At 65.9% G+C, this 10,621-nt stretch carries 10 protein-coding genes, 1 tRNA gene and 1 pseudogene; 4 read left to right on the top strand and 8 right to left on the bottom strand.

Features of this window, described 5'->3' with window-relative positions; genetic code table 11:
* Positions 1-165: 165 nt before the first annotated feature.
* Positions 166-239: transfer RNA gene (locus tag ACSU04_RS18240), tRNA-Pro, on the bottom strand.
* Between the two features lie 107 nt (positions 240-346).
* Between ACSU04_RS18240 and ACSU04_RS18235 the strand changes: the two genes are divergently transcribed.
* From ACSU04_RS18235 to ACSU04_RS18225, 3 genes are read left to right on the top strand one after another with little or no spacing between them, the layout of a single operon-like run.
* The gene (locus ACSU04_RS18235) at positions 347-931 is read left to right on the top strand and encodes a GNAT family N-acetyltransferase (protein WP_439290544.1); all 585 of its coding nucleotides are present in this window, start codon (positions 347-349) and stop codon (positions 929-931) included.
* The gene (locus ACSU04_RS18230) at positions 928-1,626 is read left to right on the top strand and encodes a lysoplasmalogenase family protein (RefSeq protein WP_439290543.1); all 699 of its coding nucleotides are present in this window, start codon (positions 928-930) and stop codon (positions 1,624-1,626) included. Before ACSU04_RS18235 ends, ACSU04_RS18230 begins: the two co-directional genes overlap by 4 nt.
* Complete coding sequence (locus ACSU04_RS18225) at positions 1,623-1,991, top strand: RNA-binding S4 domain-containing protein (protein ID WP_439285441.1); 369 nt, start codon at positions 1,623-1,625, stop codon at positions 1,989-1,991. Before ACSU04_RS18230 ends, ACSU04_RS18225 begins: the two co-directional genes overlap by 4 nt.
* Before the next feature lie 6 nt (positions 1,992-1,997).
* Here the strand turns inward: ACSU04_RS18225 and ACSU04_RS18220 are convergent.
* Positions 1,998-2,489: pseudogene (locus tag ACSU04_RS18220) on the bottom strand (NUDIX domain-containing protein); the annotation flags it as partial.
* An 80-nt stretch (positions 2,490-2,569) separates the two neighbouring features.
* Here ACSU04_RS18220 and ACSU04_RS18215 point away from each other — a divergent pair.
* Entirely contained in the window at positions 2,570-3,127 is a 558-nt protein-coding gene (locus ACSU04_RS18215) for a nucleosidase (protein ID WP_439285439.1), read from the top strand.
* A gap of 9 nt (positions 3,128-3,136) precedes the next feature.
* Here the strand turns inward: ACSU04_RS18215 and ACSU04_RS18210 are convergent, their stop codons facing one another.
* The 6 genes from ACSU04_RS18210 to ACSU04_RS18185 form a co-directional block, all read right to left on the bottom strand.
* Positions 3,137-4,831 carry an ABC transporter ATP-binding protein gene (locus ACSU04_RS18210; protein ID WP_439285437.1) on the bottom strand — a complete coding sequence of 565 codons (1,695 nt, stop codon included), beginning with the start codon at positions 4,829-4,831 and terminating at the stop codon, positions 3,137-3,139.
* A complete protein-coding gene (locus ACSU04_RS18205) occupies positions 4,831-6,456 on the bottom strand; it encodes an ATP-binding cassette domain-containing protein (RefSeq protein ID WP_439290545.1) in 1,626 nt (541 codons plus the stop codon). Before ACSU04_RS18205 ends, ACSU04_RS18210 begins: the two co-directional genes overlap by 1 nt.
* Positions 6,457-6,461: 5 nt before the next feature.
* A complete protein-coding gene (locus ACSU04_RS18200) occupies positions 6,462-7,451 on the bottom strand; it encodes an ABC transporter substrate-binding protein (RefSeq protein WP_439285435.1) in 990 nt (329 codons plus the stop codon).
* 19 nt (positions 7,452-7,470) lie between these two features.
* Positions 7,471-8,265 (bottom strand): ABC transporter ATP-binding protein, encoded by a 795-nt coding sequence (locus ACSU04_RS18195; RefSeq protein WP_439290542.1) that lies wholly within the window; start codon positions 8,263-8,265, stop codon positions 7,471-7,473.
* A complete protein-coding gene (locus ACSU04_RS18190; RefSeq protein WP_439285431.1) occupies positions 8,262-9,362 on the bottom strand; it encodes a FecCD family ABC transporter permease in 1,101 nt (366 codons plus the stop codon). Before ACSU04_RS18190 ends, ACSU04_RS18195 begins: the two co-directional genes overlap by 4 nt.
* Before the next feature lie 135 nt (positions 9,363-9,497).
* On the bottom strand, positions 9,498-10,583 hold the full coding sequence (locus tag ACSU04_RS18185; RefSeq protein WP_439290541.1) for a Glu/Leu/Phe/Val dehydrogenase dimerization domain-containing protein: 1,086 nt from the start codon (positions 10,581-10,583) through the stop codon (positions 9,498-9,500).
* Positions 10,584-10,621: the final 38 nt, after the last annotated feature.

Here is a 10,621-nt window from a genome sequence, read left to right as displayed (position 1 = left end):
AAGGACTCTGGTCACGCGCCGGATGGGCAGGAAGGGGATGACACGCCCGGACCCATCCACTCTTTTTGGCCTATAAGCCCCTATAACCCTCTTTTTGGGGTCTCACGTACTTCCGGGACATGCAAAAGGCCCGGAGACTCTTGCGAGTTTCCGGGCCTAAATCTGTCGGGCTGACAGGATTTGAACCTGCGACCCCTTGACCCCCAGTCAAGTGCGCTACCAAGCTGCGCCACAGCCCGTTGTTCTTCGCTCACGCGGAGGCAACTCCACTATCTTAGCCGCACTGCGACGCCTTCGCGAACCAGACATCTTGCCTCTGTCTCACCCCGGGCGTAGCCTGCCCTGCATGCCGACGATCACGACCGCGCTCGCCAGCGCCGAGATATGGGAAGACATCCAGCACGCGCTGAGCGGAGGCGGTGACGGCCGCAGCTGCCAGTGCGTCTGGCCGGTGCTCACCAACAAAGAATGGGACGCGACGACCCTCGACGAGCGCACGGCATTGTTCCAGAACGAGATCGCCGACGGCCCACCTCCCGGGCTCGTCGCGTACGTCGACGGTGAAGCCGCAGGATGGATCCGTATCGGGCCTCGCCCCACCCAACGACGTCTCGCCCGCACCCGCAACATCGTCACCACTACGCGTGAGCCACTCGACGATGACAGCGCATGGGCCGTCACCTGCTTCGTCGTCAGAAAAGAGCACCGCGGCCAGGGTCTCAACGCGGTACTGCTGGAAGCGGGCCTCAACTTCGCCCGCGCATCCGGAGCCCACGTAGTCGAGGGCTATCCGATCGACACCGCCACCACTGAAGTCCGCGTCAACGACCTGTACCACGGCGCACTGTCAACGTTCCTCGCGGCCGGCTTCACCGAGATTCCCAGCACGAAACCGGGTCGCCCGTTAGTGAGCCTGAGTCTCAACATGTGACTGCACCGATCTACGATGGAGGCATGCAGCGCAGCACCTTCCGTCGAACATCCCTGATGTGGTCGTTCGTCCCGTACATCGTCATGTCGATCGTGCATGTCACGGCACTCGCTCTGCAGAGCGACCTCGCTGCCCCGACCAAACTCTGGCTGATGCCGCTGCTCACGATCCCTGTGCTGCTCGCGCTGCGGCTACGCCCACCGAGTGCGATTGCTCTCCTCCTCGCGGCAGTGGTGCTCTCATGGATCGGTGACGGCGCTGGCACCTTCTTCCCCGGCGGCCCCGAACTGCCGCTCATGCTGCTGTTCTTCGGAATCGCCCACATCGCGTACATCGTGTTGTTCGCCAGGGTGCTGCGCGTGCGACGGATGCCATGGTGGGCACTGGTCTACGCCGTCTGGTGGGTTGCGATGATCGCCGTACTCGGGCCACACACCGGCCCGCTATTGATCGCGGTCGCCGTCTACGGCCTCGTACTCGGCGGCACCGCGGCCTTCTCCACTCGCTGCCACCCGCTCGTGATCTGGGGTGGCGTCTTCTTCCTCACCAGCGACACGGTTCTTGCATTCCGCCTCTTCATCCCTGACGCCATGCCCCAGTGGACGAGCCCTCTCGTGATGCTCACCTACACGCTCGGCCAAGGACTCATCGTCGCCGGCGCACTGGTGACACTGCGTGCAAGGAGAACAGCATGACGGATGCTCCGGTGCGAGTGGACAGTTGGCTATGGGCCATCCGCGTCTACAAGACCCGCTCCGCCGCAACGACCGCATGTCGCGCAGGGCATGTACGCGTCAACGGCGACAAGGTCAAAGCCGCGCAGACCGTGAAGCCGGGCGATGAGCTGCGCGTGCGCATCAGCGGATTCGACCGCATCCTCTTCGTCCGTAAGACCCTGGTCAAACGCGTCGGTGCACCGGTCGCTGCGCTCGCCTACGACGAACGCACTCCCCCACGCGAACCGCAGGCTGCTCTCGGCCTCCGTGATCGCGGCGCGGGCAGACCAACCAAACGCGAGCGTCGAGACATCGACAAGCTACGCGGACGCGACGAAGACTGATCAGCCCAACTGCTCACGCAAGCGCGGCCACGCATCAGCGAACCCCGGATGCAACGGCCGGTCAGTGACCTCGTCTACCGGAACCCACTCCAGCGCCACGCTCTCCGGGTCGCTGATCACCGGTTCGAACGGCGTGACCACGTCGGCGATGACCGTCGTATACGACCAGATCTTCAAGTCCAGCACGCTCGTGGACCGCGGCTTCACCGCACCTTCCGGGATACCGGCTTCTTCAGCCGCTTCGCGCAGGGCGCCGTCGATCGCCGACTCACCCTCGTGCAAGGCCCCACCGGGAAGGCCCCATGTTCCGCCGAAGTGACTCCAACTGACGCGGTGTTGCAGCAATATGCCACGATCGGCATCCACTGCGAGCAGTCCTGCTGCACCGAAGCGACCCCAATACCTTTCCCCCGTATCTGCAACGACCCACGCATCACCCGGATCCCGCGGCCCCTCAGGGCGTCGCGGTTCACCAGGGGCCGGAGGAACTATCGTCACTCCCCCAGCTTTTCACAGCATCCGCCATATCGGCGCACACTCCGACAAGAGACGTAACGTAGCTCTGGGAGAATGGAACCGTGAAACTTCTCGTCGCCGCTCTCGAATCCGAACTCGATGCCTTCCCCGACCCGCTAGACGGCTTTGATCGCCTGGTGACCGGGCCTGGAAAGCTCAAAGCCACGTACGGCCTCACTCGCGCGCTCGATGCCGGCGAATACGAAGAAATCCTCGTGGTCGGCACGGCAGGAGCCCTCGATCCAGAACTAGACGCAGGCGTGTACGACATCAACGCGACCTTCCAGCACGACGTCATCGATGAGGAAGGCATCCGAGGGCAGCACGTGTCGATGCCCCAACAGATCATCCTCAGCGACGGCGACGCCGTCATCGCCACCGGCGACAGCTTCATCGACGATGCCGCCGCAGCCGAGCTGATCCTCGGACTCGGCGGCAAGCTCGTCGACATGGAGTCCTACGCCTACGCCTGGGTTGCAGCCCAGTTCGGTGTGCCGATCCGCATCTGGAAGGCCATCTCCGACCGCGCACAGGACGACGCGAACACCACCTGGAACGACGCAGTCACGGCGTGCAGCCACCAGCTGCGCGACCGGGTCCGCGAGGAATACGGCGTCTGATCACACCCCTCAGACCCGCGCGTTCAGTCGTGCGAAGGCGCTGCCCACGACGAGCAGATCCGACGCACGCCCCTGCTCGACGACGCGTCCGCGGTCGATCACACTGACCTCGGCGTCGCCAGGAAGCAGATCGGTGCGGTGGGTGATCTCGATCACGGTCGGTCGCGACACCATCGCTCTGAGACGCTGCCGCACCAACTGTGCGGTCGCCTCGTCGAGCTGGCTGAGCGCCTCGTCGAGAACGAGCACGCGCGGGTACTGCAGAAGCGCTCTGGCCAGCGCCACTCGATGCAACTGCCCTCCCGAAAGCGCCGAACCACGCTCGCCAACCCTGGTACGCACACCATCAGGCAATGCATCACCGTCGAGCACCACGATCCGCAGCACCTCCTCCAATTCGGCATCTTCGGCTGCGGGTCGCGCGAGCCGAAGGTTGTCGGCTACCGTCCCGGGGAACAACACCGGCCGCTGATCCACAACCGCGACGATGCGCCGCAGCTCTTCCAACGGCATCTCTGCCACACCGAGACCGCCGATCAGCACCCGACCGTGACCGGCATCGTGTGCGCGCAGCAGGAGCGAAGCGATCGTCGACTTACCGCTGCCTGAGACCCCGACGAGGCTATGCCAATCACCGGCTGCAACATGGAATCGTACCTGCTCGAGCGCCGGCGGGCCTTCCGGATAGGAGAAGGAGACATCCTCAAACTCGACCATCAGTGCGTCCGTCCCCGGCAGATTGGATGTTCCGGCATCCGTCACCAGGGGCGGGGCATCGACGACACGGCGCACGCGATCACAGGCTGCGAGTGCGGCATCGAGCCCGCTGGCGAAGTCATCGGTGCCCGCACCGCCCAGCCAAAGACCGACGAGCAACGCAATCGCGAGCACAGCTGTCCGCGCATCACCACTGTGAACGACGACCAGGAGCAGAGCAGCACCCCACAGGAGGCGCTCAGCGACCTCGCGCACCGCGACCGCACCGGCAATGCGCAGACGGGCGTGACGTACGAAACCTTCCCTGCGGCGCCGCTCCCGATCGCGGAGATCACGTGCGTCGAAGGCGATCACCTCACGCAGCCCTTGCACGTCATCGGCCACATGCACCGCGACCTCGCCACGTGCGGCGAGCTCCTCTCGCGCGGCCGCGGCCGTACGACGAGCGGCCAGGAACGGCAGCAGCAGGGCGATCGCGAGCGGCACGGCGATGAGGGTAGCCGGAAGCGGGTTGACCTGGACCGCGAACCACGTCAGGGCTACCGCAGGCACGACCACTGCCGCGATCATCGGCGGGATCGTGTGCGCGAAGAACACCTCGATGCGGTCGATGTCTTCCGTCGCTCGTGCAGTCAGCTCGGCGGACGCCTTGCCAGTCGTGGCTGCGGGAGCATGTGGGATGAGGCGGCGAAACAGCAACTCACGCAGCCGCTGCAGAGCAGCGAAGGCAACCCAGTGCCCCGCATAATGCTCGACGTACCTCAGCACGGCCTTGCTGAGACCCAGCACGACGATTGTCAATGCGAGCGGCCACACTGCGACCACTTCACCGATCATCGCGCGGCCCAGACCGTAGGCGGCGACGACCAGCACGGCGACGTTCAGTAGATCACCGACGATGCGAGCGAGCGTCGCGATGCTCAGCGGCCAGAGCAACGGCCAGGTGTGCAGGATGAGCCAAGCTGCGAGGCCCCGTCTCGTGGACATCAATGATCCTCCGAGGATGAGAGATCGATCACGCGGTCGGCGGCGATCATCGCGGCAGGACGGTGCGCGATCATGAGCACGGTACGTCCGGCGGCCAGCCCGTCGAGTCTGTCGAGGAACGCCGCTTCCCCGGCCAAGTCAACCTGAGAGGTCGGCTCGTCCAGCAGAAGGATCGGGGCGTCACGGATGAAGGCCCGCGCAATCGCGAGACGCTGGCTCTGTCCGCCCGAGAGCGCGAGTCCATGCTCTCCAACGATGCTCGCCAGGCCCGCAGGCATGGCACGTACCTCGGCGGCGAGACCGGCGCCTTCCAGAGCCTTCCACATGCGGTCCTCGTCGATTGACGCATCGGCGAGACGCAGATTGTCTGCGATCGTGCCGTGAAAAAGGTGGGTCCGCTGCTCGACGACGGCGAGGGAACGTCGGATGCCGACGGACGATGTCTCCGTCGTGACGGCACCCGCGACCTCGACCCTGCCGGAATCCGGCGTTAGATGCGCTTGGATGAGCGCCGAAACAGTCGATTTCCCGATGCCGCTCGGGCCGACCAGCACGACCCTCTCGCCCTCTTCTACGCGAAAGCTCAGATCACGCAGCACAGGACGGTCCGGCGTCCATCCAGCGGTGACATTGCGAAGGACAATCGAAGCGGTCTCCGCCACCGATCCGTCCGTCTGCGTCCGTACGGCGCGCTCACGCTCGCGTGCGAGGTGGGCGCCGATGGCCCGTTGCGAGGCCCTCCCGCCGATGCCAATGTAAAAGAACTGTCCGACCAGGTCGACAGGTCGGATGACGAGCAGCGTGCACAGCACAATCGCGAGCCCCTGCCCCGCCGTGAGCGTCCCGTTCCCGACACGTACCAGCGAAAGCAGCGCGGCCATCAGGACGACGCCGAGAGAGACGGCAGCATCCATCACGAGAATGAGAATCTGATTGGCAGCCAGCACGCGCATGAGCGCACGACGGTGTCGCTCGCCCTGCGCGGCGAGGTCACGTTCCGCCCGCTCCGCCGCCCCCGCAGCAACCAACGTTCCCAGCCCCTGGATGCTCTGCAGGAACTGTGCGGCGAGTTCCCCGCGCTGCCTACGGCTCTCAGCACCGGCGTTCCCCGCCGCCCGCTGAGCGATTCCGATGAGCAGGGGCACCAACACGACGAGCACCGCCAGTACGGCCGCGATGAACGGATCGAGCGTGAGCGCGATGATGCCGAGAATGAGCAATGGCGTAGTGAAGGCGCCGAGCGTCGGTCCGAGGAAGGCCGCACGGTACCGGGCGGTGCGCTCGACGGCCCCGGTGGCCAGCGCCAGCATCGCGCCGGATTGGGGCGCCGCACGCACACCTCCATCGAACAGTACGTCCGTCACGCCCTGGCGCAGCACGGCCTCCGCATCACTCTGAGCGCGGACGGTGAGTAGCCCGCTGAGTCCCGAGGTCACGGCAGCGAGCACGACGCCGACGGTAGCGGTGATGATCGCCGGGCCGAGTCCTTCTTTACCGGACGCATCCACGGCCGCACCGGTCGCGATGAACACAACAGCGAGCGAGGCGGCCTGCATCCAGGCGAGCACTACGGCGATCGCCGTAGTCGTCCACGGGACCGACGCCCGGATGAGCGGATGCGGCATCGCGCTCACTCGGAGAGCTCTGGGTGCAGCCAGGAGAGCACCGCGGCGCTCCCGGAGACGACCTCTCGTCCGGCGAGGGCGTAGACATCGCGCCCTAGGAACAGCTTTACACGTCCTTCCTGCACGGCAGGCAGCGCCGCGACAGCAGGATTGCCCAACACCGCATCAAATGATGCCTCGCCCTTACCAGTGACGTCGACCAGCATGATCGCATCCGGATTCGTGGCGACGAGCTGTTCGGGCTGGATCGGCATGGTCTGCGTGATCCCGATCTGCTCTGCAGCATTGGTGCCACCGCCGTTGGCGAGGAGCTCCGACACGAGTGATGATCCGGCGTTGATGAACGGAACCTGCGCCTGGTTGCTGAGGATCACGACGCTCGGAGCGGATGCCGCCTGCGCTGCGCTTTCGCGCACCTCGGCGAGCCCTTCGCCGATCTCGGCAACGAGTGCCTCTGCTTCGTCGGCGGTGCCCGTTGCCGTGCCGATGACTTCGAGGTTCTCGATGACGGCATCCGATGAGGACCATCCGTTCGTCAGCGTGAGCACCGGCACACCGGTCGCGCTGAGCACATCTGAGGCATCCTGTTCGCCGGTGTGGCGCGCGGTGACGACGATGAGATCCGGGCTCAAGGCGAGCACCTGCTCTGGTTCCGGGCTGTTCTCCCCCGCGACGATGTTCTCGACGTCGGCCATCTCGTCGGCGTACGGGTTCAACGTAGCGTTCCGGGCAGCGGCGGGAATCGCGATGAGTCGCTCGGTCAGGCCGAGCTCGTGCAGGGCGATCGCTGCGTCGGATGACAGCGCAACGATTCGCTGCGGTTCCGCCGTGATCGTGAGGGGCTCAGCTGTGCCCGGCACGGTGACAGTCACGGGAAACGCCGCCGTGACGGATGCAGTCTCCGCGGCGATGTCGGCCGGGTCGGCAGCGCATGCGGCTGAACTCAGGACGATTCCGGTCAGGGCGATCACGGCGAGGGGACGAAGATACTTCATTGGGGCCTTTCTCAGGCATTCAGATGTGCTCAGGGACCGCGGAACGGATCCCGAGCGGATGGATGTGCGGATAGCCGAACTCGTCGGCGTACACACGGGCTTCGATGTCGTAGACGTCGGCGAGCATGTCGGCAGTGAGGATGTCGTGCGGCGAGCCGATAGCACGAAGACCGCCGCCGTGCACGACGGCGATCCGGTCGCAGTGCCGTGCGGCCTCGTTCAGATCGTGCAACACGATGCCGATCCCGATTCCCGTCTCGGCCTGGGAACGCAGCACCGCGAAGATGCGCAGCTGATGGTGCACGTCCAGCGCCGAGGTCGGCTCGTCGAGGAGCAGGTGTGCGGCTCCCTGTGCGAGCGCACGGGCGATCTGCACGAGCTGACGCTCCCCGCCGGAGAGCGCGGCGACCTGACGATCAGCGAGCGCCACTGCGCCGGCATGCTCGAGCGCCATGTCCACGGCGTGGTCGTCGACTGCCGTGAGCGGAGCGAAGCGGCGGCGGTACGCGTACCTGCCCATGAGTACGAGTTCGCGCACAGAAAGATCGTGGGCGACAGGGCTGTCCTGCGCGACCACGGCGATGCACGCGGCACGCTCGCGCGGGGGCAGCGAGAGGAGGGGACGGCCATCCACATGCACCTCGCCGCGCGACGGCGTCAGCAGCCCGGCGAGTGCACGCAACAGTGTGCTTTTGCCGGCGCCGTTCGGGCCAATGATGCCGAGGATCTCTCCCTGACGCAGTTCAAGCGAGACTCCGCCGATGATCGGCACTCGCTCGAGAGAGACCTCGAGGTCGCACGCGCGCAGGGTCACAGCATCCGCCGTCCGTGCTTGGCCCGCAGCACAAGTGCGAAAAACAGCGGCGAGCCGACGAGCGCGGTCACGACACCGGTCTGCCACGACGTTCCGGCAGGTGCGAGGCGCGCGACCGTGTCGGCCGCGAGAAGGAAGAGTGCTCCCAGCAGGGCGGAGGCTGGTAGCAGGATGCGGTGATCACTGCCCACCAGCATCCGCACGATGTGCGGGGCGACGAGTCCCACGAAGCCGATCACACCGGTCACCGCGATGATGCTGCCGACGAGAACCGACGTCAGCACGAGGATCCCCAATCGAGTCCGCGCGACGTCCACACCCGTGGAACGGGCGATCTCTTCGCCCAGCAGCAAAGCGTTCAGCTCGCGTGACATTCCAAGCAGCAGCAGCACACCGACGGCGACGGGCGCGGCCGCGAGCGCGACGTCCTGCCAGTTCGCCGCGGTCAGATCCCCTTGCAGCCAGAACATCGCCCCACGGACGGTCTGCGAGTCGTCGGCATTCGCGATGAGAGCACCGGTCAGCGCGCCGCAGAATGCATTCATCGCAATGCCGAGCAGCAACACCGTGGTGATGCCCCGATCGCGCGACAGCATCGCCACCGCCTGAATCACCAGAAGCACGGCCATGGCGCCAGCGAATGCCGCGACAGGCAGCGTCCAGGGACCAAGCACAGAGATGCCGGTCACCAGAACGAGCACCGCGCCGACTGCAGCTCCACTGGCGACACCGGTCACGCCGGGATCGGCCAATGGATTGCGGAAGTAGGCCTGCATCGCTGCCCCCGCGATCGCGAGTCCGGCACCGGCAAGAAGCGCGAGGATCGAACGTGGCAGCCGGACCTCGGTGATGACGAGGGCGTTCGCGACCTCCGTCGCCCGACCGAGGACCGCGTCGCGTAGCGCGATTAGCGTGTCAGCCGGAGCGATTCCCACCGGCCCGATCCCGAGCGCGATGATGAGAGCGAGAAGCGTCCCGGCGACCAGAACCGGCAGCGCCAGCACGCGGCGCGATCGGCGTACGCGGGGCGCATGCCCATCACCCGGCGCGTCAACAGACTCCGATGCGGAGGTGATCGGGGTGGAGGCAAGTGGCACGGGAGTCCTCGGAGCTGCGGAAGGTGAACGCGATCCACAGTATCGGTAATGAGAATCATTCTCAATATGACACACTGCAAATTAACGTCCAGCGCCCGTCGTCGCTGAGGAGGTCGTCGCTTAGGAGGTCGTCGCTTAGGAGAGGGAGAGTTCCTCCGCAGGAACTGCGCCAGCGCGCAAGCGTGCCGCGGCCAATTCCTCCGCTGCGGCGAGCGGCGTGATGTCCCGCTCTGCGGCATCCGCAAGAATCGCTCTGACGGTGTCGCCGATCTGCGCGACGCGATCCATGATCTCGGCGCGCGTGCCGAGCTTCTTCGCCTCGTGATCGAGATAGATGACTCCACCCGCGTTCACGACGAAGTCGGGTGCGTACAGGATGCCGCGCGCTGCCAGCCGGTCTGCGCCGCTGTGCGAGGCGAGTGGATTGTTCGCGGGCCCGCAGACTGCGGAAGTGTCGAGCGCATCGATGACGTCATCCGTTAGCAGTCCGCCGATTCCGGCAGGCACGAACACGTCCGCCGGCACAAGGTGCTCCGTGCCCGGCTCCACCCACTTCGCCCCCAGTTCGCTGGCGAGATGCTTACGAGCCGGGTTCACGTCCGTGACAGTCAGGACCGCACCCTCGGCAGAGAGTCGCACGGCGAGACGCCCACCAACCTGACCGAGTCCGGAGATCGTAATACGTCGCCCAGCGACATCGGGCGTTCCGGTGACGCGCTCCAACACGGCGCGAAGCGACTCATACACGCCCAGGCTTGTGGGGCCCGCGGGCTCACCGGATCCACCGACGGCATCCGGCAGGCCGACCACGTGCGCCGTGCGCTCGCTGACCACGGCCATGTCTTCGGTGGTTGAGCCGACATCCTCGGCGGTCCGGTAAAGTCCGCCGAACGATTCCACGGCATCGCCAAGATCGAGGAAGGCATCGCGACGCCGTTCAGCATCCAGAACGGTGCCCAGTTCGAGCCCAATCACGGCCTTGCCACCACCAGCATGAAGACCGGCTGTCGCATTCTTCAGAGTCATCGCCGCAGACAGCCGCAGGGCGTCGCCCAGCGCGTCACTCCAGTGCGGGTAGGTCCACAGCCGTGCGCCGCCGAGCGCGGAGCCGAGCACAGACGAATGCAGGGCAACAGCGATGAAGAGGCCGCTGCGCCGACCGGTGAGCACCTCCACACGCTCGTGGGAGAACTCGGGCAGGGGCAGGGTGTGGTGCGTCATTGCATCCTCTTTCGGCGGGCCTTGTGGGCACAGAAGGT

The sequence above is a fragment of the Microbacterium sp. A84 genome, assembly GCF_051842815.1.
In the GTDB taxonomy this organism is placed as follows: domain Bacteria; phylum Actinomycetota; class Actinomycetes; order Actinomycetales; family Microbacteriaceae; genus Microbacterium.
Note: the sequence above shows the minus strand (reverse complement) of the source record. Positions and strands in the feature narration are given on the sequence as shown.

Coding starts and splice junctions, on each gene's coding strand:
- ACSU04_RS18205 (WP_439290545.1), bottom strand. CDS start 6,456: ATGCCGCATCCGCTCATCCGGGCGTCGGTCCCGTGGACGACTACGGCG.
- ACSU04_RS18210 (WP_439285437.1), bottom strand. CDS start 4,831: ATGTCCACGAGACGGGGCCTCGCAGCTTGGCTCATCCTGCACACCTGG.
- ACSU04_RS18235 (WP_439290544.1), top strand. CDS start 347: ATGCCGACGATCACGACCGCGCTCGCCAGCGCCGAGATATGGGAAGAC.
- ACSU04_RS18225 (WP_439285441.1), top strand. CDS start 1,623: ATGACGGATGCTCCGGTGCGAGTGGACAGTTGGCTATGGGCCATCCGC.
- ACSU04_RS18200 (WP_439285435.1), bottom strand. CDS start 7,451: ATGAAGTATCTTCGTCCCCTCGCCGTGATCGCCCTGACCGGAATCGTC.
- ACSU04_RS18185 (WP_439290541.1), bottom strand. CDS start 10,583: ATGACGCACCACACCCTGCCCCTGCCCGAGTTCTCCCACGAGCGTGTG.